The following is a 25,493-nucleotide window of genomic DNA, read 5'->3' as shown; positions in this document are numbered from 1 at the left end:
AAAACAAACGTGTCAATCTGCACTCAAGGCGAGTTCGACGAAAAATGTCGAATATCTAACTTGTTGTTTTATAAAGAGTATTTTGGCGCTGGCGTGTCAATCCGCATCAAAAGGACGAACACCCCAACAACCGCGAGGGCCGCCGCGTGGCGGTCATCGTGAACGACATGTCCGAGGTCAACATCGATGCGGCCCTGGTGCGCCAGGGCGGCGCCGAGCTGTCGCGCACCGATGAGAAGCTGGTGGAGATGAGCAACGGGTGCATCTGCTGCACGCTGCGCGAAGACCTGCTGCTGGAAGTGGAACGCCTGGCCAAAGAGGGCAGGTTCGACCAGCTGGTGATCGAATCCACCGGCATCTCCGAGCCCTTGCCCGTGGCAGAAACTTTCACCTTCACGGGCGAGGACGGCAAGAGCCTGTCGAGCATTGCGCGGCTGGACACCATGGTCACCGTGGTCGATGCCTACAACTTTCTCAAGGACTACAGCTCGCGCGACAGCCTGCAGGCCCGTGGCGAATCGCTGGGCGAGGAGGACCAGCGCACGGTGGTGGACTTGCTGATCGAGCAGATCGAGTTTTGCGACGTGATCGTGCTCAACAAGGTGGATTTGATCGACGCAGCGCAGCGCGAGCAGCTCATGGCGATCTTGCGCAGCCTGAACCCGCGTGCTCGCATGGAGGTGTCGCAGTTCGGCAAGGTGGCGCTGGCCTCGGTGCTGGACACCAAGCTGTTCGACTTTGACGAGGCGTCCAAGGCGCCCGGCTGGCTGGCCGAGTTGCGTGGCGAACACACGCCCGAGACCGAGGCCTACGGCATCAGCAGCTTTGTCTACCGCGCCCGCGTGCCGTTCCATCCACGCCGCTTTTTTGATTGGGTAGAAAGCGAGTGGCCCGGCGTGGTGCGGTCCAAAGGCTTCTTCTGGCTGGCCAGCCGCCCGGCGTATGCGGGGTCGTGGTCGCAGGCCGGCGCCGTGGCGCGCCATAGCGCCGCAGGCTTTTGGTGGGGCGCAGTGCCCCGCGATCGCTGGCCGCGTGATGCCGAATCCTTGGCGGCCATCCAGAAGAACTGGGCCGATGGCGTGGGCGATGCCCGGCAGGAGCTGGTGCTGATCGGTATCGGCATGGATGAAGCCGCTTTGCGCCAGCGCCTGGACGCCTGCCTGCTGACCGATGCGGAGATGGCCCAGGGCCCGCACGCGTGGACGCGGTATGACGACCCGTTTCCCGCCTGGTCGTGAGAACTGTTGTAAGCACGTTCATGAGCTTGCACCCGAACCCCGGCGTCCGCGCGGACCCGCTCAAGCAGGCAGGGCTTAAGGCCACGCTGCCGCGCATGAGGATCCTGGAGGTCTTTCTGGCCGCGCAGGCGGCGCCCGATGGGCTGCGCCACTTCACGGCCGAAGACGTGTACCGGCGCATGCTGCATGACCGCACGGATGTGGGCCAGGCCACGGTGTACCGCGTGCTGGCCCAGCTGGAGCAGGCGGGCCTTTTGCGGCGCAGCAGCTTTCAAGCGGACCGCGCTGTGTATGAGCTGGACGACGGCTTGCACCACGACCACCTGGTGTGCCTGGACTGCGGCAAGGTCGAGGAATTCCACGACGCATCCATCGAGTTCCGCCAGGCCGAGATTGCGCACGCCAAGGGTTTTCGGCTGCAGGAGCATGCGTTGTCGCTCTACGGCACTTGCACGCGTCCCGACTGCCCGTCGCACCCGCAGCGCGCAAAGGTGTGAACTGCGTGAATTGCCTGAATTGCTATATTAGTAATAGCTGCTAGCGCTTGCTGGACAAGCGCTAGAGGCCAAAAACGCTCAAACTTCTGGTGGCTGCAACGGCCGGGGCCGCCGTTTGCCCGTGCCGCCCCAGCGCAGCGCGTCTTCGCCCGGAATGCCCAGCGGGTTGTTGACTGGCTCGCTCAAAGGCGCAAGCAGTGCGCGCAGGTCGGCCTCGCTGAATTTGACCGCGCCCTCGGCGTCGTGGCCCAGCACGCCCTGGGCCAGCGCGGCCTTGCGGGCCTGCAGCTCCAGCATACGTTCTTCGATGCTGCCTTCCACCACCAGCTTGTAGACAAACACGGGCTGGTCCTGCCCGATGCGGTGGGCGCGCGCGGTGGCCTGCTCTTCCACGGCGGGGTTCCACCAGGGGTCGAGGTGGATGACGGTGTCGGCGGCGGTGAGGTTCAGGCCCAGGCCGCCGGCCTTGAGGCTGACGAGGAGGATGGGTGCGCTGGTGTCGTCCTGCGCCTGGAAGCGCTTGACCACCGCGCCGCGCTGGCGGGGCGGTGTCTGGCCGGTGAGGGTGAGGTAGGGCAGGGCCAGGGTGTCGAGCAGATCCGCCGCCAGGCCCAGCATTTCGGTGAACTGCGAGAACACCAGCACGCGGCGGCCTTCATCGACCAGGGCGGGAAGCATGTCGGCCAGTAGCTCGAGCTTGGCGCGTTCCATCGTTTGCGCTGTTTTCGTCGTCCCTTTGACAAGACGCGGGTCGCAACAAACCTGGCGCAGTTTCAGCAGCGCATCAAGGATGGTGATCTGCGCGCCGTCAAAGCTCTGGCGCTCCAGCGCGCGGCGCACCTGTTTGTCGGCCGTGGTGCGCACGGCCTCGTACAGCTCTCGCTGTTTGCCTTGCAGCTGCACGCGCTGGATGACTTCGGTGCGCGGCGGCAGTTCGGTGGCCACGTCCTGCTTGCGGCGGCGCAGGATGAAGGGGCGCACGCGCTGCGACAGCAACTGGGCGCGCAGGGTTTCGCCGTTCTCTTCGATGGGCTTGCGCCAGCGGGCGTTGAAGCTGCGCACATCGCCCAGAAAGCCGGGCATCAAGAAGTCGAACTGTGCCCACAGCTCGCCCAGATGGTTCTCCAGCGGCGTGCCCGTCAGGCACAGCAGGTGGGGCGCCTGCAGCTTGCGCAGGGCGCGGGCGCTGCGGCTGCCGGCGTTCTTCACCATCTGGGCTTCGTCCAGGATCAGCAGGTGGAATGGCTGTGCGGACAGCGTCTCCACGTCGCGCCAGAGCAGCGGGTAGGTGGTCAGCACCAGATCGTGGTCGGCCATCTGCAGGTAGCGCTGGCCACGGCTCGCACCGTGCAGGGCCAGCACACGCAGGCTGGGAGCCATGCGGGTGGCCTCGGCTTGCCAGTTGAAGAGCAGCGAGGTGGGCAGCACCACCAGGGCGGGGCGGGTGAGGCGCCCGGCCTCCTTTTCGGCCAGCACATGGGCCAGCGCCTGTGCGGTTTTGCCCAGGCCCATGTCGTCGGCCAATATGCCGCCCAGGCCCTGCGCGCGCAGGTACTGCAGCCAGGCCAGGCCCTCCAGTTGATAGGGGCGCAGCTGCACCCGGAGTCCCTGCGGCGCGGCCACCGGCTGCGGGGTGCCGATGGTGCGCAGGCGCTTGGCGAGCTGGGCCAAGCCCACGTCGCCCTGCAGCTGCCAGTCGTTGTTCCAGCCATTGACCGTACCCACGCGGTGAGCCAGCACCAGCCCGGCGCGCAGGGCTTCGATGCGGCGGGCCTCCCACGCGCCCAGGTGCAGCGGATCGCCATCCTTGCGCTGGTTACGGGTCGGGTCGGTCAGCAGATCGACCATGGCGCCCACGATGGCCTTGAGCGGCCCGGCCGGCGCGTCGATGCGTTTGCCGCCGGGTGCGCGCAGCGAAATGATGGCGATGTCGTCGATGGCGGCCATCTGCTGCGCGTTGAGCCAACGGGCGTCGCGGCGCAACAGGTCGGCCAGCATGGGGGCCAGGTCCAGCGTTTCGCCGTCGATCTCGATACCGAGGCTGAGCAGCCAGGCGCCTTCGCGCTCGGGCAGTTGCAGCTTTTGCACGGGGCGTTCGCGCAGGGCCAGCGGGCCGTCCACTTCCTTGCCTAGCAGCTCGCCGGTGTCAGGGGCGATCAGCAGCTTCCAGCGCAACACGGGCACGCTTTCGTGCGCAAAGCCGGGCTGCACCACCACGCTCCAGCCCTCGGCGCGCAGTTGGGGAATCTGCTCGGCCCAGAAGTCACCAAAGTGCGCCTCCTGCGCCAGCGTCCACACGGGGCCCAGCGTGGCGGCTGCGGCGCGGTGGCGCCATTGCAGCTTGTTCGCATCGACGGGGATCAGGCCCAGATCCCACACGCGGTCCATGGCGTCGGCCTCGGCGCCCAGGTTGCGCTGCATGCGCACAACCGGGCCGCCGGTGTCGAACAGGTCTTGCACGGGGCCCGGGCGCGCGTTGAGGATGGAGGTGGGGGCAGGCGTCTGCCAGTGGGCGCCATCATCAGTGCGGTAGGTCCAGTCAATCTGGGGTCGTCTCAGAAAACGGAAAATAAAGCACGCTAAGCTCTCGCCGCAAATTCACAACTGCGTAAGTTTTGGAATTAAGCGCACATAGATCAGCTCACTGATTAACTCGACAAGTGTTTGTGTAACGATGATCGCCGGCAGCACGGGAATTGCTCCTGGCACTGCAAGCGCGAGCGGCAACACCACGAGCGAATTTCGCGTGCTTGCACTGAATGCAATAGCACGGCCAGCCGGTACGTCGAGGCGGAACAGCCGACCCACCAGCCACCCTAGGAAGGGAGCGAGCGCTGCAAAGGCAATATAGATTGGGATCACCTGCAAGACCACATCGGTCGCAGGCCCGAGCTGCGGTACTACGGCCGCGATGACCACGAACAGGACAAGCGCCGTCGCTGGCACAGGCAGCAATCCTAGCCTGGTAAATACCCACTCGCCCGTTCGGGACCGAGCTGCCCAAAATTGGACAAGACCGGCAAGTAAGAGCGGAATCGCAATCAGCCAAATGAACGCGTGAACGAACGGACCGAGCTGAACAAGGTCGGTTGCATCGTTCCCAAGGAACAGGCCGAGATAGACCGGCAGCAACAGCATTTGCACGATCAAGAGCGCCGGAGTTGCCGCCAGCAGCAGGCGCGCATCGGCGCGGCCAAGGTGCGAAAAGGTCACCACGTAGTCAATGCACGGTGTAAGCAGCACCAATAGCACGCCAAGCAACACCATCGGATCGTGTGGCAGAAACTGCACCAAGACGGCCACGAGCAAGGGCACCATAACGAAGTTTGCGGTGAGCAAGGCTGCAAAAAATCGCACCTGGATGAAAGCTCGCCCAAGGTCGGCAAGTGGCACTTGCAGGAACGTCACGAACAACATCAATGCGAGTGCTGGATTAACGCCAGCCTCAAGAACAGTTGTGCCAGGCACGAACATGGCAATGACCGCGGCCAAGGTTACCGTGGCAAAGTAAACGCTGATTTGCCTATTTTCCAAGAACTCCCTGAGTTTTTGCATACTCTCAATCTCGCTTAAGTGCCAAGTTAGACTATACCCTAACCTGATGTCAGATGTCATGTACAAACACCGTCAGAATAGAGTCACACTTCATATTTATTGACATATTCCGCCAAAGGTAATAGATTTCATCCTGACACTTTTACTTTTGGAGGCATCTTGCAAGGTCAACGCATCGGCTATGTCCGCGTCAGCAGCTTCGACCAGAACCCTGATCGGCAACTGGAGCAAATCGACGTCGGCAAGGTATTCACAGACAAGGCTTCCGGCAAGGATACGCAACGCCCCGAACTTGAAAGGCTACTGGCCTTCGTCCGCGAGGGCGATACCGTGGTAGTGCACAGCATGGACAGGCTGGCACGCAACCTTGATGACCTGCGCCGCATCGTTCAAGGGCTGACACAACGGGGCGTGCGCATGGAGTTTGTCAAAGAAGGGCTGGCGTTCACTGGCGATGACTCACCTATGGCCAATCTGATGCTGTCGGTCATGGGGGCCTTTGCTGAGTTCGAGCGCGCCCTGATCCGCGAACGTCAGCACGAGGGAATCGTGCTTGCCAAACAGCGCGGTGCCTACCGAGGACGAAAGAAATCGCTAAACAGTGAACAAATTGCCGAATTGAAACGGCGAGTCGCGGCAGGCGATCAAAAAACCTCGGTGGCCCGTGACTTAGGCATCAGCCGCGAAACCTTGTACCAGTACCTGCGGGAAGACTGACCATGCCGCGCCGCTCAATCCTGTCCGCGACCGAGCGCGAAAGCCTGCTGGCACTGCCTGACGCCAAAGATGAACTGATCCGGCACTACACGTTCAACGAAACCGATCTGTCGATCATCCGTCAACGTCGCGGCCCTGCGAATCGGTTAGGCTTCGCCATCCAGCTTTGCTATTTGCGATTCCCTGGCATCTTTTTGGGTGCCGATGAGCCTCCGTTCCCGCCCTTGTTGCGCATGGTGGCGGCACAGCTCAAGGTGCCGGTGGAAAGCTGGGATGAGTACGGCCAGCGCGAGCAGACACGGCGGGAGCACTTGGTCGAGCTGCAAACGGTGTTTGGGTTCAAGCCGTTCACCATGAGCCACTACCGGCAAGCCGTGCATACATTGACCGAACTGGCCATGCAGACCGACAAAGGCATTGTGCTGGCCAGCACCCTAGTCGAAAACCTGCGGCGGCAGGGCATTATCCTGCCCGCCATAAATGCCATTGAGCGCGCAAGCGCCGAGGCCATCACCCGTGCCAACCGGCGTATTTACGCGGCGCTGACCGATTCCTTGTTGCCTGTCCATCGCCAGCGCCTGGACGAACTTCTCAAGCGCAAGGACGGCAGCAAAGTAACGAGGCTGGCATGGCTGCGCCAGTCGCCCGTCAAGCCAAATTCTCGACACATGCTCGAACACATCGAGCGCCTCAAGGCTTGGCAGGCGCTTGACCTGCCCGCCGGCATCGAGCGACAAGTTCATCAGAACCGCCTGCTCAAGATCGCTCGTGAGGGTGGGCAGATGACACCCGCCGACCTGGCCAAGTTCGAGGTGCAACGACGCTATGCCACTCTGGTAGCGCTGGCCATTGAAGGTATGGCCACCGTCACCGACGAAATCATCGACCTGCACGACCGCATCATCGGCAAGTTGTTCAATGCGGCCAGGAACAAGCATCAGCAACAGTTTCAGGCTTCCGGCAAGGCGATCAATGACAAGGTGCGGATGTATGGCCGCATCGGCCAAGCTCTGCTGGAAGCCAAACAGAGCGGAGGCGATCCGTTCGCCGCCATCGAGGCCGTCATGCCTTGGGACACCTTTGCCGCCAGCGTCACGGAGGCGCAAAAGCTCGCGCAACCCGAGGGCTTCGACTTTCTGCACCGGATCGGTGAGAGCTATGCCACCCTGCGCCGGTACGCGCCGCAGTTCCTGGACGTGCTCAAGCTGCGGGCTGCACCAGCCGCCAAGGGCATGCTCGATGCAATCGACGTGCTGCGCGCCATGAACAGCGACAACGCCCGCAAGGTGCCCGCCGACGCGCCGACCGAATTCATCAAGCCACGCTGGGCCAAATTGGTGCTCACGGACGATGGCATCGACCGCCGCTACTACGAACTGTGCGCCCTGTCAGAGCTAAAGAACGCGCTGCGCTCGGGTGATGTCTGGGTGCAGGGATCACGTCAGTTCAAGGACTTCGACGAGTACCTGGTGCCGGTCGAGAAATTCACCACCTTGAAGCTAGCCAACGAATTGCCGCTGGCAGTGGCCACTGATTGTGATCAGTATTTGCACGACCGGCTGGAATTGCTGGAACAGCAGCTTGCCACTGTTAACCGGATGGCGGCGGCCAACGATCTGCCAGATGCCATCATCACCGAGTCGGGCCTGAAGATCACGCCGCTCGATGCAGCGGTGCCGGACACCGCGCAGGCGTTGATCGACCAGACGGCCATGACTCTGCCGCACGTCAAGATCACCGAACTGTTGCTCGAAGTCAATGAGTGGACGGGATTCACCCGGCACTTTACGCATTTGAAGAGCGGCGACACGGCCAAGGACAAGACCTTGCTGCTGACGACGATCCTGGCTGATGGCATCAATCTTGGGCTCACTAAAATGGCCGAGTCCTGCCCTGGCACGACCTACGCCAAACTGTCCTGGCTGCAAGCGTGGCATATCCGGGATGAAACGTATTCAACGGCGCTGGCCGAGCTGGTGAACGCGCAGTTTCAGCAACCCTTCGCCGCAAATTGGGGCGACGGCACTACCTCATCGTCGGATGGCCAGAACTTCAGAACCAGCAGCAAGGCAGAGAGCACCGGGCATATCAACCCGAAGTATGGAAGCAGTCCAGGACGGACTTTCTACACGCACATCTCCGACCAATACGCGCCCTTCAGCGCCAAGGTGGTCAACGTCGGCGTGCGTGATTCGACCTATGTGCTCGACGGCTTGCTGTATCACGAGTCGGACTTGCGCATCGAGGAACACTACACCGACACAGCGGGCTTTACCGATCATGTCTTCGGTTTGATGCACTTGCTGGGCTTCCGATTCGCGCCACGTATCCGAGACCTGGGCGACACCAAGCTGTTCACCCCGAAAAGCGACATTGCCTATGACGCGCTCAAACCGATGATCGGCGGCACGCTGAACATCAAGCACGTTCGCGCCCATTGGGACGAAATCCTGCGACTGGCCACCTCAATCAAGCAGGGCACGGTAACGGCCTCCCTGATGCTGCGAAAACTCGGCAGCTACCCACGACAAAACGGTCTGGCTATCGCCTTGCGCGAGCTGGGACGCATCGAGCGCACACTGTTCATTCTGGATTGGTTGCAAAGCGTGGAATTGCGCCGCCGCGTTAATGCCGGACTAAACAAGGGTGAGGCGCGGAACGCGCTGGCCAGAGCCGTGTTCTTCTACCGATTGGGTGAAATTCGCGACCGCAGCTTCGAGCAACAACGCTATCGGGCCAGCGGCCTCAACCTAGTGACGGCGGCCATCGTGTTGTGGAACACGGTCTACCTGGAGCGTGCCACCAGTGCTTTGCGTGGCCACGGCAAGTCGCTGGACGACACGCTGTTGCAATATCTGTCGCCGCTGGGCTGGGAGCACATCAACTTGACCGGCGATTACCTCTGGCGCAGCAGCGCCAAGGTTGGTGCGGGGAAGTTCAGGCCGTTGCGACCGCTGCCGCCAGCTTAACGTGCTCTATTTTCCGTTTTCTGAGACGACCCCCTCATACGAAAAGTGTTTGGTGGCGCTTTGGCCGCTGGTGGCCAGATCGGGCTGGATGGCCATGACGCTGTGAAAAATCTCAGCAGCCTCTCGCAGTTCCTGGTCCATGAGTTCGCCCATTTCGTGGGCGATCACGTACCAGACGACCACGGAGGTCAACAGGCCGAACGCGATGGAGATAAACAGCAGCGATTGGACGAGCCGCCCCCGGATGGACGGCGGTTTTGTCTCGCCCGTGCGCATACCCATGTCGTTAGCCCGTAGAGGCCGTTAGGGCCATCGGCGGGGAAACGGGTGCAGGAATGCGGTAGCCCATGCCCCGCACCGTCTGGATCACGTCCTTGCCCAATTTGCTGCGCAGATTGAAAACGTGCACCTGCAGCGCGTTGCTAGCCAGGTCGCTGTCCAGCCCCAGCACCAGTGCCTCCAGATCCGACGCGGAAACCGTGCGCCCCGCGCGCAACACCAGCGCCTCCAGCACCGCCCATTCACGGGCGGTCAACTCCACCCGCTGGCCGTGCAGCCGCACTTCTTTATCGGCCAGCAGCACCTCCACCGCGCCAAATGCCTTGCTGGGAGTGCCGCCGGTCATCCGTCGGGACAGTGCACGCAGCCGGGCACACAACTCCTCGGGGGCAAAGGGCTTGACGAGAAAATCGTCAGCACCGCTGTCCAGCCCATGGATGCGGTCACTGAGCATGTCACGCGCGGTGAGCACCAGGGCCGGTGTCTTAGCCCCTTTGGCGCGCAGGCTGCGCAGCCAGCCGAGGGCGGAGCCATCGGGCAGGTTCCAGTCCAACAGCCAGGCGTCGTAGGGCTCTGTGATCAAACCCCGGGCTTGCGCCAGGGTGGTGCACCAGTCCACCAGATAGCCGTCGTGCTGCAGAAAATCCCGCAAGCCTTCGCCCAGAGTGTGATCGTCTTCCAGCAGCAACAGTCGCATGCGAACTTGGTCCGTCAAAAGTGCTGCTTGGTGCCGGTGACCATGGCCCGCACGAGGCGCACCCGCTCCAGCCGCCCCATAACGATGGCCGCCGCAGCGTGCAACCCTGCCGCCAGCAGCAGTCCGTTGGCCAGCACCTCGTGCAACTCCATCAGCCATTCTTCGCCGAAGAATGTGTCGGTGGTTTGCATCCACCCCGTTACTCCCAGAGCCAGAACGATGGCCATCAAGGCCAGCATCATCAGCGCCCCGAGGGGGTTGTGGCCCACGTAGACCGGATGCTCGCCATTGCGAAGTGCGCCCAGGTGCTTTGCCAGTCTGCGCGGGGTGGGGAAAAAGTCACTGAACCGCGCGTGGCGGCTGCCTACGAAGCCCCAGACCAGCCGCGCCAGCACCAGGGCGCTGGCGGTGTAGCCCACCCACTCGTGTGCTGTTTTTCCGGGCTCCAGAACAAACTGGTTCAGGACCACGCAGATCACCAGGCTCCAGTGAAAAATGCGGACAAACGGGTCCCACACCTTGGTGGCGGCAGGGGGGTGGGGGAGAGGCACGGGCTTCATGGGCGACTCGGGGTGCAGGCGAGGGGCAGGACGGGACGCTTTTCTGAGGCTTACTTGCGCTCGATTTCAGCGCCGGTGGCGGGGTCGAAATAGATCTCCACTTTCTTGCCCGCCTTGTCCAGACCGTAGATTTCGTAGCACTTGCCTTTGCTGACCTTGAAGGTCCGGATCTGGTAGCCCTGCTTCTCGAGCCCCGCCTTGAAGTCGGCTTCTTTCATCCATTTTTCTTCTGGAACATTGCAGGTGGGGCCCGCAAATACAGCGGTAGAACCAAGGGCGAGAACTAGGGCGGTGATATGCAGTTTCATGGTGAATGTTGGTGTCAGTGGGTTTGAACATGTGGACTGACTGCCCACAAACTGCATTGGACGCGGCCAAGATTAAGTGGGGATGAAGCCGCACTGCGGCGCGCCGGACACAGGCCACAGATGCGCTGCACCTCCAGGAAAACTTTTGTTAACAGGGGGATGGTGGAAGGTGCTGCGGTGAGTGGGGCCGCCGCAGACAACGCAAGGACAGCCTTCGGCCGTCAATCGGCTTGGCGGACGGATCTGGGCCTGGATACCGCTGGCTGTAGCGCAACCGAGCTGCTCCGTTCGCGAGGGACTGGCTCCCCGCGTCGCACCCTACGTGGGGAGTGGCCTTCGTGCTAACCGCTCAGCACCCGCGCAAACAGCTCGTTGCGAAAGTGGATGCCCAGGCGCGCAAAGGCGCGGTTGCGGTAGGTTTTGACGGTGGGCACGCCCAGCCCCAGGTCGCTGGCGATGCCCTCGTGTGTCATGCCCTGCAGCAGGCGGGCGCACACGTCCAGCTCGCGGTCCGTGAAGTCGGCGTGCAGGCGCAGCAGGCGCTCACGCAGCGCGGGCAAGCTGGCGGGCAGGCGGCCGTGCCGGGCAGGGTGTTCGGCCTGCGGCAATGCCAAGCCGGCGCTTCCAGACCGTGGCCAGGCGGCGGGCGCAAGGGTGTCGCTGTGCGACAGTGCAATGTGTTTGCGTGCCAGCGCCAGCAGCACGGGCGCCACCGCCTCGAAGCCGCCGATGTGGGCATCGCGGAAGGGTTTTTGGTGCTGGTGGCGGTAGAAGTTGACGGCAAATACCGATCCATCGCTTTCGTATTCGACCACCGATACGCGCTCGGCCACGCCATGGGCCTCGTACACCCGGGCGCGGTGCTCTCCATCGACCTCCCGGGCCGTCAGGTGGCACAGGCGGGTGGGGGATTCTGCGGGCGCCGCTTCGTCAAAGGAGCGGCCCCAGGTGCGGTCATGGCGGTAGGGGCCTGAGAGGTAGGCCCACCAGCAGTCCTGCGTGGTGTCTGGCACGCCCAGGCTGGCCGACATGAACAGCGTGGGCTTGCAGCGATGCCCTGTGCGGTACACCGACCACGAGGCAGCCGGCAGCACGGGGGCCAGGTCCTGCAGCAAGCCAGACGCAAAACCGGGCTCGCCCAGCCGGTGCACCATGCCCGCCAGCGCATGGCCCGCCGGGCCCGTGGTGGCCTGCCTGCCAGTGGCAGACGGTGGGGAAGGGGTCCATTGCCTCATGGCGAGCTGGGGTGGGGGTTACGCAGTGTCATTGCGTTGTCATCCTCTGGGATGACAGGGGGTTTGCGCCACGGGATTTACGCTAGGTTCATAACCAATAGGGCTTACGCAAACCGGGATGCAGCGGCCGCCTCGCTCTGGGGTGAACCGCTTGCCTGAACCCTGTTTGCGTAAGTTCTGCAGCCCAAGCCCTCTTATGCCCGACCTACCGACCCTGGCCGAACCTCGGCTGAAGTTCTTTGCCGATCTGCGTGTGGAAGTGGGGGCGCCCCAGCAGGTGGGTCAGACCGTGCATGGCCTGCGCCGCCTGATTCCCATCACCGGCGGTACCGCCACAGGCGATGGCTGGAGCGCCCGGGTGCTGCCAGGCGGTGCGGATTTTCAGCTCATCGTGAATGACCGGCTGTCAGAGCTGGACGCGCGCTACGTGCTGGAGACCGACGCGGGCGACTTCATCTATGTGCAGAACCGGGCCGTGCGCTCCGGGCCGCCGGAGCTGATTGCCCGCCTGGTGCGCGGCGAGCCGGTGGACCCGGCACAGATCTACTTCCGCTGCAGCCCGAGCTTCGAGACCGCTGCCCCCGCGCTCTCCTGGATGGGCGAGCGCATGTTTGTGGGCACGGGTGCCCGCTATCCCGACGCTGTGGTCATGCGTTTTTTCGAGCTGCTTTAGGAGCCCGGTTCCTCCTTCTGACCACCCCGCGCTGCATTCTTTTTCCCTTGACCACACTGACAGAACTCCTGGAGACAACCATGACGCCTTCTTTCCATTTCGCCCCCGCCGCCGATGCACGAAAAAGCGGCACACGCCGCACACTGCTTGCCGCAGCGGTCACTCTGGCCGCCAGCATGCTGCCCTGGTCGGGCGCGCAGGCGCAAGCCAGTGGCGGCGCGTATCCGAACAAGCCGGTGCGCATCATCGTGGGCTTTCCGGCGGGCACGGGGCCCGATATCGTGGCGCGCCTGCTGGCGCAAAAGTTGTCGGAAGGCTGGGGCAACCTGGGCGTGATCGTGGACAACAAACCCGGCGCAGGCGGCCTCATTGCAGCGGGCGAAGCAGCCCGCGCCGCACCGGACGGCTACACGATCATGCTGGGCGAGACGGGCCAGCTCAGCATCGCCCCGAGCAGCTACAACAAGCTGCCCTACGACCCGGCCAAGGACTTCGCCGCTGTGAGCCAGGTGGTCACGTCCGACTTTGTGCTGCTGGTCAACCCCCAAAAGGTGCCGGCACGCAATGTGAAGGAGTTTGTGGATTGGACCAAGCAGCAAAAGGGCCTGTTCCTGGCCACCTTCGGCGCGGGCACGCCGGGGCATTTTGGCGCCTTCATGTTTGGGGACGCGGTCAAGCTCAAGCCAGAGCCCGTGCACTACAAGAACACGTCGGATGCGCTGGGCGGCCTGTTCAGTGGCGACGTGCAGGGCGTATTTGCCAGCGTGGGGCTGGCTGCGCCCAACGTGAAGTCTGGAAAGCTCGCCGCGCTGGGCACCACCGGGGCCACGCGCACGCCCACGCTGCCCGATGTGCCCACTATCAAGGAGCAGGGCTACGCCAATCTGGAGTTCTCATCGTGGTTTGGCATCGTGGCACCCGCCAAGACGCCCCCCGAGATCATTGCCAAGCTCAATGCCGACATCGTGCGGGCCGTGCAGTCGCCTGAAGGCAAGGCGAAGATGGAAGAGGCTGGTTTCCGCGTGACGGGCACCAGCCAGCAGGATTTTGCTCGCACCATTGCCGCCGACACGGTGACCTGGGGCAAAGCGGTGGCCGCCACGGGTTTCAAGGCCGATTGATGGGCCCAGAGGCGAGGGCCACGCCATCTGCGGCGTAGCCCTAGTGTCCTGAGTTGGAAATTCATTTCATAAAGACGCCGAGAATCGCCGCCATACTGCGTTGCAAATCCTCGCGATAGCTACGGCTATCGCTGTGGTTTGCGCCTTGCCTGGCGACGATTTCGACATCTTTATTTCATCAACGAACTTCCAACCCAGGACACTAGCGGGTTCTCAGCGGGATTACCGAGATGCCTTGGGTGCGGGCAGCTGCAGCTGTGCCTCCTGCACCACGCGAACACAGTCCTTCAAGTGCTGCTCCCCCAGGTAACGCAGCGTGGCATAGCCAATGGTGGCAGCCACAGCCTGGCCCGCGAGAGGAACATATTTGGCGGCCTGTTTGGTCGTCAGGCGAAGACCCACGGTCTGCGTGGCGCGGATGACCAGCTCGCGCGTGATCAGCTTGCCGATCAGCACCGACCCCACAAGGCTCACCGCTTTTTGCACCTGCTCGCGCTTGTTCGGGTCGAGTTGGTCAATCTGCGCCGCCGACAGGCCGAACTCGGCATTGATCTGGGGTAGCAGGCGTGAGAGCAATGCGGCATCCACCGCCCAATCGAGCCCGGGCACGGGCACGGCACTGGCGGCGGCAGCCACCAGGGCACGCCGATGGAGCAATTTGCGGCTGCGTTGCACGGCGGCAGCCAAGGCGGGATTGCCAGCTGCCATCTGCAGGGAAGTGGGCATGGTTGGGTGGTATTGAATGAAATGTCGGTGAAAGAAGGAGCGGCTGCCAACAGTAGCAGTGAATCCATCATTTCATCAGTTTTTGCCCTTCACAAGGCTGTATACCGCCAGCAGCAGCATGGCGCCCACCACCGAAGCGATCCAGCCTGCGGCCTCGCCCTGCTGGTACCAGCCCATGGCCAGGCCCAGATAGCTGGCCAGAAATGAACCCGCCACCCCGAGCAGTGCGGTCATGATCCACCCCAGCTTGTCATCCCCCGGCTTGAAGGCACGGGCCAGAAGACCCACCACCAGACCGACCACCAGCGTTCCGATCAATGACACCATAATTGTTTCCCCTTGTGTTGTTACGACGGCGATGCGCTGACTCTAAAGAAGGCGGGAAAGTGGGGGTGTCGGACAACGCGCCCTGTGGGCGTCCCGTCTGGTGGTGCACCGTCGGCTGTTCTCGCCGTGCGTTCACTCCGCGTGTCGGCGCCGTTGGATGACGCTGCAAGCGGTCGGTAGCGGGTTGTGGGTGCTGTCTGACATCCTGGTGCGGCGGGTGCTTGCCAAGCCTGCGTGCGCTGGGCCCTACATTCAAGCGTCTGCACTTTAAGGAAGACTGATGACCCAAATCCCCAAAACCCGTTCTTTCTCCCTGGTGTTGATGGCCGCGCTGGCCCTGGGGGGCGCAGTGGCGCTGCCCACCACTGCGGCCGCACAAAATGGCGATGAGGCTTCGCTGGCGCGCGGTGCGGTACCGGACACGACCCCTCAGCAACGCTACCAGACCGCCATCCGCGAGGCAGGCGGAGGCCTCAAGGTCAGCCTGGAGGAATGCCGCACCATGGCTGCGGCGGAGCGCAGAAGCTGTGAGTCCCAGGCCCGGGCACGCTATCAGGCCGACATGGCCACGGCCAAAGCCATGTTGCGTGACCCTTCGCTGGGGCCGGTGAATGTCGTGGGAGGCCCGATCCGCAGCACCGAAACGGTGTACGAGATCAAAAAGTAACCGGTGCCGCAGGTAGGCGGTTACTTGGCTTGCGCGGTGTCGCCGTCGGCAGTGCCCGCCACGCGGCGCGCACCATTGAAGCGGCGGGCCCAGTAGGCCACGCCCATGTCTTCCACACGGATCTGGGCGCCGCTTCGAGGAGCATGGATGAACTTGTTGTCCCCCACGTAGATGCCCACGTGGCTGAAATTGCGGCGCATGGTGTTGAAGAACACCAGATCACCCGGCTGAAGCTCTTTTTTGTCGATGACCTGGGTGGCGGCAGCTTGCTGATCTGCACGGCGGGGCAGCAAAAGGCCCACGGTCTGTTCGTACATGGCACGCACGAAGCCGCTGCAGTCAAAGCCTGTTTCGGCACTGCTGCCACCACGCTTATAGGGCACGCCCAGAAACCCCATGGCGTTGACCACCAGGGAAGATGCCTGGTCGGCCACGGTGTGGGCCCGGTCCGCCACCTTGTGGCTCACGTCTTCCAGCCGCGTCAGCAGGCCTTTGTCCGTGATGAAACGGTCCATATCGTCAGGGTTTGCCGCTTGCGGCGCAGCCTGGGCGGTGGTGGCGCAGGCCAGGAGAAGTATGCAAAGCCATCGGGACATGGGGGCGAAGGGTAACACGCAACGCTTGCTTATCGAAAATAATCACCTTTGCAAGCCGTTGATTTCGTTGAAGTAAATCAAAACCCCGGGTTTCCCCAGGGATCACAAGGCCCTGAAAGCCCCTGCAGGCACACTCCGACGATGCACCTCGGGCGTCGCCCGGGGACGGGGAGTTTCCATCGCTTTTTCAGGAGCGCAGCCTTATGAAATTCAAGTCAAAAATGCCTCCAGCGCTTGCTGTAAAAGCGCAAGCAGCTATCTTTTTGGTAGTGGCAGGGGTTTCAGGCGGTGCTGATGCCCAGAACACCACACCGGCGGTGGCGCTGGTGCCCGTGGCCCAGGGCCTGGATCACCCTTGGGCGGTGGCCTTTTTGCCGCAGGGGCAGTTTCTGCTCACTGAGCGGCCGGGGCGCATGCGGGTTGTCAGTGCCAGCGGGCAGGTCAGCCCCCCACTGGCCGGGGTGCCTGCTGTGGCAGCAGGCGGGCAGGGCGGCCTGCTGGATGTGGTGACGGACACTGCCTTTGCCCGCAACCGCCGCATCTTCTTTTGTTTTTCCGAGCCAGCAGCGGCGGGCGCACGCGGCAACAGCACGGCGCTGGCCCGGGCCACGCTGTCCGAGGATGCTCGCAGCCTGCAGGACGTCAAGGTGATCTTCAGCCAGCGGCCCAAGGTCGACAGCAGCCTGCATTTTGGATGCCGCATCGTGCAGGCGGCGGACGGCAACCTGTTCCTGACCCTGGGTGACCGCTACCACCGCAAGGACGATGCCCAAAAGCTCGACAACCACCACGGCAAGATCATCCGCATCACCCCCGAAGGCGCCGTGCCGCCCGACAACCCGTTCGCCAAACAATCTGGCGCCCTGCCCGAGATCTGGAGCTACGGCCACCGCAACCCCCAGGGCGCAACGCTGGGGCCTGACGGCAAGCTGTGGATGCACGAGCACGGCCCGCAGGGTGGCGACGAAATCAACCAACCTCAGCCGGGCCGCAACTACGGTTGGCCGGTGATTACCTATGGCGAAAACTACGGCGGCGGCAAACTGGGCGAAGGCACAGCCAAGGCGGGCATGGAGCAGCCGCTGCACTACTGGGTGCCGTCGATTGCGCCGTCGGGCATGGCTTTTCTGACCAGCGCGCGCTATGGCGCAGCGTGGCAGGGGAGCCTGTTCATCGGTTCGCTCAAATTTGGCACCCTGCACCGCCTGGAGGTGGCGGGCGGCAAGGTACAGCGTGAGGAAAAACTGCTGCAAGGCAATGGCGAACGCATCCGTGATGTCCGCCAGGGGCCGGATGGCTTGCTCTATATGGTGACTGACAGCCCACAAGGGCGGTTGCTGCGGCTGCAGCCGAACTGACAAGCGTGAGAACGGGTGTGAAACCGCCGCAGGAGGCATGGCAGTCTTGACCTAGGTCATGGCGGCTGAAAGATCTACGCTCCAGACGCCGTCGCGCGGGGTGTTCCCAGGGTCTCGGTGGTCACTTTGGAGTTAGGCTGACGCGATGCATTCCGAGCCGTCCTCTTCTTCCTCTCCTGCCTCTGATCCCGCAGAGCCATCCGCTTCGGCCGACGCGCCACCCCGGTCTCAGCTGGCCCTGCGCCGCGTGGCCATCGACACCTGGCGCGAAAACGTCGCCTACCTGCACCGCGACTGCGCCGTGTATCGGGCCGAGGGCTTCCAGGCCCTGTCCAAGATCGAGGTGCGCGCCAATGGCCGCCGTATCCTGGCCACGGTCAACGTGGTGGACGACCCTGCCATCGTGGGTTGCCATGAGCTGGGCCTGTCGGAAGACGCGTTTGCCCAGCTGGGCGTGGACAACGGCCACACCGTGTCGGTCGCCCAGGCCGAGCCTCCCGAATCGATGGGCGCGCTGTTCCGCAAGATCGCCAGCGAGCGCCTCACCCGCGAGGACTTTGGCGCCATCGTGCGCGACATCGCCGACCACCGGTATTCCAAGATCGAACTCACCGCCTTTGTAGTGGCCTGCCACCGCAGCGAGCTGGACCGGGAGGAGGTGTTCTTCCTCACCGATGCCATGGTGGCCAGCGGCCGGCGCCTGGACTGGCACGAACCGCTGGTGGTGGACAAGCACTGCATCGGCGGGATACCGGGCAACCGCACCACCATGCTGGTTGTGCCCATCGTGGCGGCGCACGGCATGTTGTGCCCCAAGACGTCTTCGCGTGCCATCACCTCGCCTGCCGGTACGGCCGACACCATGGAGGTGCTGGCCAAGGTCGAGCTGCCGCTGGAGCAGCTGGCCGACATCGTGCGCGACTACCGGGGCTGCCTGGCCTGGGGCGGCACGGCCAACCTGTCGCCCGCCGACGATGTGCTGATCTCGGTGGAGCGGCCGCTGTCCATCGACTCTGCCGGGCAGATGGTGGCGTCCATCCTGTCCAAAAAGGTGGCGGCCGGTGCCACGCACCTCGTGCTCGACATTCCCATCGGCCCCACGGCCAAGGTGCGCTTCATGCCCGACGCGCAGCGCCTGCGCCGCCTGTTTGAATATGTGGCGCGGCGCATGGGCCTGTCGCTGGACGTGGTCATCACCGATGGCCGCCAGCCCGTGGGCAACGGCGTGGGCCCGGTGCTGGAGGCGCGCGACGTGATGCGCGTGCTGCAGAACGACCCGCGCGCACCCGACGACCTGCGGCAGAAGGCGCTGCGCTTGGCTGGGCGCCTGATCGAGTGCGACCCTGATGTGCGCGGCGGCGACGGCTACGCGATTGCGCGCGACATTCTTGATTCTGGCCGGGCGCTGGCGCGCATGAACGCCATCATCGCCGCCCAGGGCAGCACAGGGTTTGACCACAACCACCCGGCACTGGGTGTACTGACACTGGACGTGGTGGCCCCCGCCAGCGGCGTTGTCGCGGGCATCGACAACTACCAGATCGCCCGCGTGGCCCGACTGGCCGGTGCGCCCAAGGTGCCCGGCGCCGGGGTGGACCTGATGCACAAGCTGGGCGACACCGTGGCTGCCGGGGACGTGCTGTACCGCGTGCACGCCAGCTACCCGGCCGACCTGGAGTTTGCGCGCCACGCATGCGAGCGTGACACCGGCTACCGCCTGGGGACCGCTGACGAGGTGCCCAAGGTTTTTGTGGAGTTCTGACAGTGACTGTTGCCCCCCACCAAGCGTGTCTGCTGTACTTTGCCGACGAAGAGGCCCCTGCGCTGCGCCTGGCGCAGGCAGCTGGCATGACTGCCCAGGCCGTCGAGCGCCACCGCTTCCCCGATGGTGAACTCAAGCTGCGTTTGCCCGTCAACGCGGCGGGCCGCCTGCCCCGGCGGGTGGTGCTGCTGCGCAGCCTGCACCAGCCCAATGAAAAGCTGGTGGAACTGCTGCTGGCCGCGCGCACGGCCCGCAGCCTGGGCGCGCAGCAGCTCACGCTGGTAGCGCCGTACCTGGCCTATATGCGGCAGGACATCGCCTTCCACCCCGGCGAGGCCGTGAGCCAGCAGGTGGTGGGCGGGTTTCTGGCGGGCCTGTTCGACGCGGTGATCACGGTGGACCCGCACCTGCACCGCATAAACCGGCTGGAGCAGGCCATTACAGTGCCGCAGGCCGTGGTGCTCAGCGGCGCCGAGCCACTGGCCGACCTGATCGCTGATCGGCGCCCCAATGCACTCCTGGTAGGCCCGGACGGCGAATCCGCCCAGTGGATCGCCCAGGCCGCCGCCCGCCACGGTTTTGACCATGCTGTCTGTACCAAGGTGCGCCATGGCGACCGCCATGTGGCCATTGAACTGCCCTCACTCAACGCACAAGGCCGGGCCGTGGTGCTGCTGGACGACATGGCCAGCACCGGCCGCACGCTGGCGTTGGCGGCGCGGCTGCTGCTGCAGGCGGGCGCGGCATCGGTGGATGTGGCTGTGACGCACGCACTGTTTGCGGGCGATGCGCTGCAGGTGCTGCATGAAGCCGGGGTAGGGGAGGTGTGGAGCACGGACTGCATCCCGCACCCGAGCAACGCCGTGGCCATGGCCGGGCCGCTGGCCACCGCGCTGCAGTCCGTCCTTCGCACCTGAAAACCCCGGGCTCGGGCTGCGACAATGCGCCATTGCCTCCGACGCTGCGCCCGCACAGCGATTCAACGAATACAGAAACGGTTCCACCATGCTGCTTGACGCCACCGAATCCCAACTCGTCCTGGTCGATTACCAGGAGCGCCTGATGCCCGCCATCTTTGAAGGCCCCGCCGTGCTGGCCAACGCACGCCGCCTGGCCGAGATCGCCCGCATGCTGGATGTGCCCGTGTGGGGCACCGAGCAAAACCCCTCGCGACTGGGTGCCAACGACCCCGCGCTGCGCGCCCTGTGCCAGAAGACCTTGGCCAAGATGCACTTCAGCGCCGCCGAAGAAGGCCTGGGCGAATGGCTGCGCCCCCCGGCCAAGCCGCAGCAGGGCGGCAACGCGCGCAGCCTGCCCAAGCACCTTCAAAAACCCGCTCAACAGGAGCCCGAGCGCGGCACCATCGTCATTGCCGGGTGCGAAGCCCATGTCTGCCTACTGCAGACCGCACTCGATTTGCTGGAGGACGAGTTTGAGGTGTGGGTGGTGACCGACGCCTGCGGCTCGCGCACCGAACGCAACCGCGACGCCGCCTTCGACCGCCTGGCCGGCGCGGGCGCCGAGCTGGTGACCACCGAGATGGTGGCGTTTGAATGGCTGGGCACCTGCGAGCACCCGGCGTTCAAGGATGTGCTGGGCTTGATCAAGTAGCCAGTTTTTGAGTCTTTTTGCCCTCTGGCGCTTATCTATCAAGCGCTAGCAGCTATCAAAATAGTAGTACTCGTTAGGCACCGCCGAGGGCGCTGATTGCTCCCATTCGCCCATGTCCCCTGTCTTGATTGGCCTCGTTCTGCTCGTGGTGTTGCTGGTCCTGAATGTCCAGGCCACCCGCCAGATTGTGCGCACCGGACTGCAAGGTTTTCGCAAAACGATGCTCACGGGCGGTGTGTGGGTGCTGCCGTTCCTGGGTGCCTGGCTGGTGAAGATCCACCTGCAGTCCGCCGCAGTGCCGGCGCCCGGTGAATCTGGTGCAGGGGAGGCCGAGCCAGCCCCCGAGCACCTTGAGGCGCCAGGCGTTGCGAGTTTTGACGTACGGGGGCATCTGCAAAACACACAGAATCTGCCGCAGCTGGATTGGCCCGCGCTGGACGCCTGGGCCCACGGCGCGGGCAATCGTGCACCGGCGGCCGTGGCCGACGCGCTGAACCAGGGCCGACGCGCCTGGCTGCTGCACCTGCGCGATGCGCTGGGCACGCACATGCATCTGCACGAAGGGGCGGATTGCTTCATCCTGTCGCCGCTGGAACCGTCAGTGGCGCGCGCCACCGCGCGCTATGTGACCACCACACGTCAGCGCATCGACCGGCTGCTGGCGGGCATGGCGCATTTCCCCGTGGCAGAAAAAAGCATCTTGCTCGTGCTGGATGACGAGGACACCTACTACCACTACGTCGCGCAGTTCTATGGATCGGACGGCGAGTTTGCGCGCAGCGGCGGCATGTTCATCCACTTCGGTTGCCCGCATTTTGTGGTCGTGGCAGCCGACCTTGCAGCCATCGAGCCGGTGATTGCCCACGAGATGACGCACAGCGCGCTGGCCCACCTGCACCTGCCCACCTGGCTGGACGAGGGCCTGGCTGTCAACACCGAGCGCCGCCTGAAGGGCGCGCCACCAGCACAGCACACCCCCGCGCAACTGCACCATCTGCACCAACGCTTCTGGACGCCCGAGCGCATGCAGGAGTTCTGGGCGGGCACGTCGTTTCAGCGCACCGACGACGGCAACCTGCTGTCCTATGAGCTGGCGCGCATTCTGGTGGACCACATGGCGCGCGACTGGGCCGCGTTTACCGCTTTTGTGACCACAGCGCAGCGCCGCGATGCCGGGGCGCAAGCGGCGGTCGAGGTGTTGTCCGTGGACCTGGGGAGCAGTGTGGGCGCCTTGCTGGACATTGTCGATAACGAGGGCTGGGCGCCAGACCCTGCGCGTTGGGGTGGGGCAGCGGCGTGAGGTAGCACTGGTCAGCGGCGGTCATCTAATTGAAGACACCCGAGCGCCCAAAGCCTATGCTTGGGCAGCCCAACAAGGTGGTTTTTCATGTACCGACATTTTTATTCTTCGTCTTCCCCTGTTTTTTGGGTCAACTTGCGCCGCGCGGCGCCTGAAGGGGCGAGGCGGTCGTTCTTTACGTCGTGTGCATGGCTATTGGCGACGTTCACGACGTTGGCGGCGCTCAGTGGCTGCAGTGCAGTCCCACAGGCCGCGGATCCCAACTCCGACGCCCCCGAGGCGGCGTTTGCCCCGCGTGGCCCATTCATCGACGCGCCGACATACGACGAAGCGCTGCAGCGCTGGCAGAGCCCAGAAGATATCAACGCCTGGATTGGCGCGCGGTTCCGGTACGACACAGACCGCGCGATGCAGCTGTCTGAAACCCAGCGCCAGGCCAGCGGGCGCATGCCCATCCTGGCGCCTGACGCCTTTTTTGCAGCCCCCCGCGGCGTGTGTGTGGACGTGGCCCGTTTTGCGCTGGAGACGCTGCGAACCCTGCAACCCGGCGTGCAGCCGCGCTACCTGATGATCGAGTTCGACCCCGTCTCTGTGCGCGGCAACACGCTGCGCCGACACTGGCTGGTGTCGTTCGAACGGGGCGGGCAGCATTATTTTTTTGCCGATTCCAAACGCCCAGGCCACATCGCCGGGCCGTACGCAAGCGTGCAGGCCTTTGTGGACGAATACGCGCACTACCGCGGGCGGCGCATTGTGGCTTTCAGCGAGCGGGAGTCCTATGAGCGCAGGCTGCGCACCCGGGCTGTTGCTGAACCGGCATCGTGAGATGGGTAGAGGTTTGGGCCGCCTCTGAGTGAGCCAAGGTATGGCGGATGGAATGGGCTCAAACGCCGATCATTGCAGCACACGGGGCTGTGATTAGAAATAGGGGTGTTTTTTGCCTCTAGCGCATATCCACCAGGCGCTGATAGCTATCATTTTTAGAGATACAACGAAGCTGTGGACGGGTGTTCAGTCAGTCCCGGCTCAACCCGTGGGCAATGCTGAGGCTTTGGCTTGCACCGGTTGGCCCGCCGCGATCCAGCCGTCGATGCCACCTTGCAGAAAACGCGCCTTGATGCCTGCGGCACGCAGGCGCAACGCGGTGGAACGGCTGACCTCGTGGCCATAGACGCAGTACACCACCACCTCTTCGTCGGTCGGCAGCTCACCGGCCCAGGCGTCGATGGCCACCGGGTCGCGCCAGGGGGCATCGGGCAGGATGGTGGTGGCGGCGTTGTAAACACCAGCGCGGCGCACATCGATGCGATGGCGTGCCTGATGCGCGTCTTGTACCGATGCTTCCAAGCCCTCGCTGGCGGCGTGGACCGCGCGCTGGTAGCGCTCGTACACGGCAGGCCAGTCGATATTGGCCATGAAGGCATCGACATACGCGCCCGCTGCAGCGCCGTGGTCGAGGTGGTAGGCATGTTCATACATGTCCAACGCGAGGATGGGCACCCCACCGGAAGCAGCCTGGGTGTGGTCGCTGGCCCACTGGTTGACGAGCGTGCCATCGCGCGGCTGGAACACCAGCAGCACCCATCCCGAGCCGCCGCCCAGTGCCTTGCCCATGGCGACAAACTCTTCACGCCAGCGCTCCGCGCTGCCGAAGCTGGCCCCCAGGGCCAGCAACATGCCGGGGGCAGGGGCGGCGCCACCGCCGCCCAAGCTGCCAAAGTACAGTTCGTGCAGCAGCATCGAATTGCTGGCGATCAGCTCCTCGCGCTTGAGTCCATTGACGACAAAGCCGGGCGTGGAGGCAAAGTCCAGCCCCGAGAGCTGCGCCCGGATGGCGTTGAGCCGCGCCACCGCACCGCCATAGTTGTTCTGGTGGTGGCTGCGCAGCAGCCTTTCGGACAGGCCGGGCAGCGTGGCCGGGTCAAGGGGAAGGGCTTGGGGGCGTGCTTGCATGGGGATACTCCCGGGAAGTGGATGACAACTGGTTCAGGCCAGCCAGGGTTTGAGGAAGGTCACTGCCAACCCCATGGCCGCGCACAGCCCCAGCAGCGGCATCACCCCCAGCTTGAAGCGGAACAGCGCCAGCAGTGCGCCCACGGCGATCACCGCCGACACGGCATCGAACGCCCCGCCAAAACCCTTGGGCCATAGCAGGTGGTAGGCAAAAAACAGCGCCAGGTTCAGGATCACACCCACCACTGCGGCGGTGATGGCCGACAGCGGGGCGGTGAAACCGAGCTTGCCGTGGGTGGCCTCTACCGCCGGGCCGCCCGCAAGGATGAAGATAAACGAGGGCAGAAAGGTCACGAACGTCACCACCGTGGCGGCGGCAGCAGCGCCTGCAAACAGCGCTTCCGGCCCCCACACCTGCTGCAGCCAGCCGCCCACGAAGCCGACGAAGGCCACCACCATGATCAGCGGGCCGGGCGTGGTCTCGCCCAGCGCCAGGCCGTCGATCATCTGCGGGCCGCTGAGCCACTGGTATTGCTCCACAGCGCCCTGGTAGACGTACGGCAGCACGGCATAAGCGCCGCCGAAGGTGACCAGCGCGGCCTTGGTAAAGAACCAGCCCATCTGCGTGAGCGTGCCTTGTACGCCCTGGGTGACGACCAGCGTTGCCATGGCCGCCAGCCACAGCGCCAGCCCGGCCGCCAGCACCTTGGCCAGGTGGCTGCGCGAGAAGCGGGCGTGGGCGGGCGTGGGGGTGTCGTCGTCGATCAGTGCTGGACCGTAGCCCTTGTGGCCGTCAGCATGGCCGCCTCCGAGGGCAAACACGCCAGGCCAGCGTTGTGCGCCAAAGTAGCCTATCAGCCCGGCCGTCAGGACGATGGCAGGGAAGGGCGTATCGAACGCAAAGATGGCCACAAACGATGCAGCAGCGATGCCCCACATCCAGCGGTTCTTGAGAGCCCGCGTGCCAATGCGGTGCGCTGCGTGCAGCACCAGTGCGGTCACGGCGGGTTTGATGCCATAGAAGATGCCCGCCACCACCGGCACATCGCCAAACCGCAGGTACACCCACGACAGCGCGATCAGGATGAACAGCGAAGGCAGCACAAACAGCGCCCCGGCCACGATGCCGCCCCAGGTGCGGTGCATGAGCCAGCCGATGTAGGTGGCCAGCTGCTGCGCCTCGGGGCCGGGCAGCAGCATGCAGTAGTTGAGGGCGTGCAGAAATCGCTTTTCGCTGATCCAGCGGCGGCGCTCCACCAGCTCGGCATGCATGATCGCAATCTGGCCCGCAGGCCCGCCAAAGCTGATGAAACCGAGCTTGAGCCAGAACAGGAAGGCCTCGCC

Annotated in this window: 24 protein-coding genes and 1 pseudogene; 13 read left to right on the top strand and 12 right to left on the bottom strand. The window is 64.1% G+C overall.

Features of this window, described 5'->3' with window-relative positions:
• Positions 1 to 125: 125 nt before the first annotated feature.
• Together zigA and fur are read left to right on the top strand one after the other, a co-directional pair.
• A pseudogene (gene zigA / locus NFX52_RS20985) lies at positions 126 to 1,238 on the top strand (zinc metallochaperone GTPase ZigA); the annotation flags it as partial.
• A 20-nt stretch (positions 1,239 to 1,258) separates the two neighbouring features.
• Entirely contained in the window at positions 1,259 to 1,735 is a 477-nt protein-coding gene (fur, locus tag NFX52_RS20980) for a ferric iron uptake transcriptional regulator (protein WP_055395905.1), read from the top strand.
• Between the two features lie 78 nt (positions 1,736 to 1,813).
• Here the strand turns inward: fur and NFX52_RS20975 are convergent, their stop codons facing one another.
• A complete protein-coding gene (locus tag NFX52_RS20975; protein WP_238385522.1) occupies positions 1,814 to 4,195 on the bottom strand; it encodes a DEAD/DEAH box helicase in 2,382 nt (793 codons plus the stop codon).
• A 138-nt stretch (positions 4,196 to 4,333) separates the two neighbouring features.
• A complete protein-coding gene (locus tag NFX52_RS20970) occupies positions 4,334 to 5,290 on the bottom strand; it encodes an arsenic resistance protein (protein ID WP_055395907.1) in 957 nt (318 codons plus the stop codon).
• A gap of 159 nt (positions 5,291 to 5,449) precedes the next feature.
• On the opposite strand from NFX52_RS20970, the gene NFX52_RS20965 reads away from it, so the two are divergent.
• Entirely contained in the window at positions 5,450 to 6,007 is a 558-nt protein-coding gene (locus NFX52_RS20965; protein ID WP_055395909.1) for a recombinase family protein, read from the top strand.
• 2 nt (positions 6,008 to 6,009) lie between these two features.
• Positions 6,010 to 8,976 carry a Tn3 family transposase gene (locus tag NFX52_RS20960; RefSeq protein ID WP_055395911.1) on the top strand — a complete coding sequence of 989 codons (2,967 nt, stop codon included), beginning with the start codon at positions 6,010 to 6,012 and terminating at the stop codon, positions 8,974 to 8,976.
• Positions 8,977 to 8,982: 6 nt separating this feature from the next.
• Here NFX52_RS20960 and NFX52_RS20955 read toward each other — a convergent pair whose 3' ends face one another.
• From NFX52_RS20955 to NFX52_RS20935, 5 genes are all read right to left on the bottom strand, one after another.
• The gene (locus NFX52_RS20955; RefSeq protein ID WP_055395913.1) at positions 8,983 to 9,252 is read right to left on the bottom strand and encodes a hypothetical protein; all 270 of its coding nucleotides are present in this window, start codon (positions 9,250 to 9,252) and stop codon (positions 8,983 to 8,985) included.
• A 10-nt stretch (positions 9,253 to 9,262) separates the two neighbouring features.
• A complete protein-coding gene (locus NFX52_RS20950; RefSeq protein ID WP_055395915.1) occupies positions 9,263 to 9,952 on the bottom strand; it encodes a response regulator in 690 nt (229 codons plus the stop codon).
• A 14-nt stretch (positions 9,953 to 9,966) separates the two neighbouring features.
• A complete protein-coding gene (locus NFX52_RS20945) occupies positions 9,967 to 10,512 on the bottom strand; it encodes a cytochrome b/b6 domain-containing protein (RefSeq protein WP_055395917.1) in 546 nt (181 codons plus the stop codon).
• A 50-nt stretch (positions 10,513 to 10,562) separates the two neighbouring features.
• The gene (locus tag NFX52_RS20940) at positions 10,563 to 10,820 is read right to left on the bottom strand and encodes a PepSY domain-containing protein (RefSeq protein WP_055395919.1); all 258 of its coding nucleotides are present in this window, start codon (positions 10,818 to 10,820) and stop codon (positions 10,563 to 10,565) included.
• A 341-nt stretch (positions 10,821 to 11,161) separates the two neighbouring features.
• A complete protein-coding gene (locus NFX52_RS20935) occupies positions 11,162 to 12,055 on the bottom strand; it encodes a helix-turn-helix transcriptional regulator (protein WP_202907135.1) in 894 nt (297 codons plus the stop codon).
• 196 nt (positions 12,056 to 12,251) lie between these two features.
• On the opposite strand from NFX52_RS20935, the gene NFX52_RS20930 reads away from it, so the two are divergent.
• Together NFX52_RS20930 and NFX52_RS20925 are read left to right on the top strand one after the other, a co-directional pair.
• Positions 12,252 to 12,728 (top strand): DUF3237 domain-containing protein, encoded by a 477-nt coding sequence (locus NFX52_RS20930; RefSeq protein ID WP_055395923.1) that lies wholly within the window; start codon positions 12,252 to 12,254, stop codon positions 12,726 to 12,728.
• Between the two features lie 80 nt (positions 12,729 to 12,808).
• Positions 12,809 to 13,849: a Bug family tripartite tricarboxylate transporter substrate binding protein gene (locus NFX52_RS20925; protein ID WP_055395925.1), complete on the top strand. Its 1,041-nt coding sequence runs from the start codon at positions 12,809 to 12,811 to the stop codon at positions 13,847 to 13,849.
• Positions 13,850 to 14,071: 222 nt separating this feature from the next.
• On the opposite strand, the gene NFX52_RS20920 is transcribed toward NFX52_RS20925, so the two are convergent.
• Both NFX52_RS20920 and NFX52_RS20915 read right to left on the bottom strand, forming a co-directional pair.
• Positions 14,072 to 14,575, bottom strand: coding sequence for a hypothetical protein (locus NFX52_RS20920; protein WP_055395927.1), 504 nt, complete (start codon positions 14,573 to 14,575; stop codon positions 14,072 to 14,074).
• A gap of 75 nt (positions 14,576 to 14,650) precedes the next feature.
• The gene (locus NFX52_RS20915; protein ID WP_055395928.1) at positions 14,651 to 14,902 is read right to left on the bottom strand and encodes a GlsB/YeaQ/YmgE family stress response membrane protein; all 252 of its coding nucleotides are present in this window, start codon (positions 14,900 to 14,902) and stop codon (positions 14,651 to 14,653) included.
• A 280-nt stretch (positions 14,903 to 15,182) separates the two neighbouring features.
• Between NFX52_RS20915 and NFX52_RS20910 the strand changes: the two genes are divergently transcribed.
• Positions 15,183 to 15,569 (top strand): hypothetical protein, encoded by a 387-nt coding sequence (locus tag NFX52_RS20910; protein ID WP_055395930.1) that lies wholly within the window; start codon positions 15,183 to 15,185, stop codon positions 15,567 to 15,569.
• Positions 15,570 to 15,589: 20 nt separating this feature from the next.
• Here the strand turns inward: NFX52_RS20910 and NFX52_RS20905 are convergent, their stop codons facing one another.
• Positions 15,590 to 16,165 (bottom strand): C40 family peptidase, encoded by a 576-nt coding sequence (locus tag NFX52_RS20905; RefSeq protein WP_055395932.1) that lies wholly within the window; start codon positions 16,163 to 16,165, stop codon positions 15,590 to 15,592.
• Between the two features lie 221 nt (positions 16,166 to 16,386).
• On the opposite strand from NFX52_RS20905, the gene NFX52_RS20900 reads away from it, so the two are divergent.
• From NFX52_RS20900 to NFX52_RS20875, 6 genes are all read left to right on the top strand, one after another.
• Entirely contained in the window at positions 16,387 to 17,523 is a 1,137-nt protein-coding gene (locus NFX52_RS20900; RefSeq protein WP_207402075.1) for a PQQ-dependent sugar dehydrogenase, read from the top strand.
• Positions 17,524 to 17,668: 145 nt separating this feature from the next.
• On the top strand, positions 17,669 to 19,285 hold the full coding sequence (locus NFX52_RS20895; protein WP_238385526.1) for a thymidine phosphorylase family protein: 1,617 nt from the start codon (positions 17,669 to 17,671) through the stop codon (positions 19,283 to 19,285).
• Positions 19,286 to 19,287: 2 nt separating this feature from the next.
• Entirely contained in the window at positions 19,288 to 20,202 is a 915-nt protein-coding gene (locus tag NFX52_RS20890; RefSeq protein ID WP_055396125.1) for a ribose-phosphate diphosphokinase, read from the top strand.
• An 88-nt stretch (positions 20,203 to 20,290) separates the two neighbouring features.
• On the top strand, positions 20,291 to 20,896 hold the full coding sequence (locus NFX52_RS20885) for an isochorismatase family protein (RefSeq protein WP_055396123.1): 606 nt from the start codon (positions 20,291 to 20,293) through the stop codon (positions 20,894 to 20,896).
• A gap of 112 nt (positions 20,897 to 21,008) precedes the next feature.
• Positions 21,009 to 22,196 carry a hypothetical protein gene (locus NFX52_RS20880; protein WP_055396121.1) on the top strand — a complete coding sequence of 396 codons (1,188 nt, stop codon included), beginning with the start codon at positions 21,009 to 21,011 and terminating at the stop codon, positions 22,194 to 22,196.
• 195 nt (positions 22,197 to 22,391) lie between these two features.
• Positions 22,392 to 23,021 (top strand): hypothetical protein, encoded by a 630-nt coding sequence (locus tag NFX52_RS20875; protein WP_121420143.1) that lies wholly within the window; start codon positions 22,392 to 22,394, stop codon positions 23,019 to 23,021.
• Between the two features lie 201 nt (positions 23,022 to 23,222).
• On the opposite strand, the gene NFX52_RS20870 is transcribed toward NFX52_RS20875, so the two are convergent.
• On the bottom strand, positions 23,223 to 24,149 hold the full coding sequence (locus NFX52_RS20870; RefSeq protein WP_055396116.1) for a Fe-Mn family superoxide dismutase: 927 nt from the start codon (positions 24,147 to 24,149) through the stop codon (positions 23,223 to 23,225).
• Between the two features lie 33 nt (positions 24,150 to 24,182).
• Positions 24,183 to 25,493: chromate efflux transporter (gene chrA / locus NFX52_RS20865; protein ID WP_252635801.1), on the bottom strand; the 1,311-nt coding region annotated here is incomplete at its 5' end.

The organism is Acidovorax facilis (assembly GCF_023913775.1).
GTDB classification, from domain to species: Bacteria; Pseudomonadota; Gammaproteobacteria; order Burkholderiales; family Burkholderiaceae_C; genus Acidovorax; species Acidovorax facilis.
Note: the sequence above shows the minus strand (reverse complement) of the source record. Positions and strands in the feature narration are given on the sequence as shown.

Coding starts and splice junctions, on each gene's coding strand:
- fur (WP_055395905.1), top strand. CDS start 1,259: ATGAGCTTGCACCCGAACCCCGGCGTCCGCGCGGACCCGCTCAAGCAG.
- NFX52_RS20970 (WP_055395907.1), bottom strand. CDS start 5,290: ATGCAAAAACTCAGGGAGTTCTTGGAAAATAGGCAAATCAGCGTTTAC.
- NFX52_RS20960 (WP_055395911.1), top strand. CDS start 6,010: ATGCCGCGCCGCTCAATCCTGTCCGCGACCGAGCGCGAAAGCCTGCTG.
- NFX52_RS20955 (WP_055395913.1), bottom strand. CDS start 9,252: ATGCGCACGGGCGAGACAAAACCGCCGTCCATCCGGGGGCGGCTCGTC.
- NFX52_RS20950 (WP_055395915.1), bottom strand. CDS start 9,952: ATGCGACTGTTGCTGCTGGAAGACGATCACACTCTGGGCGAAGGCTTG.
- NFX52_RS20945 (WP_055395917.1), bottom strand. CDS start 10,512: ATGAAGCCCGTGCCTCTCCCCCACCCCCCTGCCGCCACCAAGGTGTGG.
- NFX52_RS20940 (WP_055395919.1), bottom strand. CDS start 10,820: ATGAAACTGCATATCACCGCCCTAGTTCTCGCCCTTGGTTCTACCGCT.
- NFX52_RS20935 (WP_202907135.1), bottom strand. CDS start 12,055: ATGAGGCAATGGACCCCTTCCCCACCGTCTGCCACTGGCAGGCAGGCC.
- NFX52_RS20930 (WP_055395923.1), top strand. CDS start 12,252: ATGCCCGACCTACCGACCCTGGCCGAACCTCGGCTGAAGTTCTTTGCC.
- NFX52_RS20925 (WP_055395925.1), top strand. CDS start 12,809: ATGACGCCTTCTTTCCATTTCGCCCCCGCCGCCGATGCACGAAAAAGC.
- NFX52_RS20920 (WP_055395927.1), bottom strand. CDS start 14,575: ATGCCCACTTCCCTGCAGATGGCAGCTGGCAATCCCGCCTTGGCTGCC.
- NFX52_RS20915 (WP_055395928.1), bottom strand. CDS start 14,902: ATGGTGTCATTGATCGGAACGCTGGTGGTCGGTCTGGTGGTGGGTCTT.
- NFX52_RS20910 (WP_055395930.1), top strand. CDS start 15,183: ATGACCCAAATCCCCAAAACCCGTTCTTTCTCCCTGGTGTTGATGGCC.
- NFX52_RS20905 (WP_055395932.1), bottom strand. CDS start 16,165: ATGTCCCGATGGCTTTGCATACTTCTCCTGGCCTGCGCCACCACCGCC.
- NFX52_RS20900 (WP_207402075.1), top strand. CDS start 16,387: ATGCCTCCAGCGCTTGCTGTAAAAGCGCAAGCAGCTATCTTTTTGGTA.
- NFX52_RS20895 (WP_238385526.1), top strand. CDS start 17,669: ATGCATTCCGAGCCGTCCTCTTCTTCCTCTCCTGCCTCTGATCCCGCA.
- NFX52_RS20885 (WP_055396123.1), top strand. CDS start 20,291: ATGCTGCTTGACGCCACCGAATCCCAACTCGTCCTGGTCGATTACCAG.
- NFX52_RS20880 (WP_055396121.1), top strand. CDS start 21,009: ATGTCCCCTGTCTTGATTGGCCTCGTTCTGCTCGTGGTGTTGCTGGTC.
- NFX52_RS20870 (WP_055396116.1), bottom strand. CDS start 24,149: ATGCAAGCACGCCCCCAAGCCCTTCCCCTTGACCCGGCCACGCTGCCC.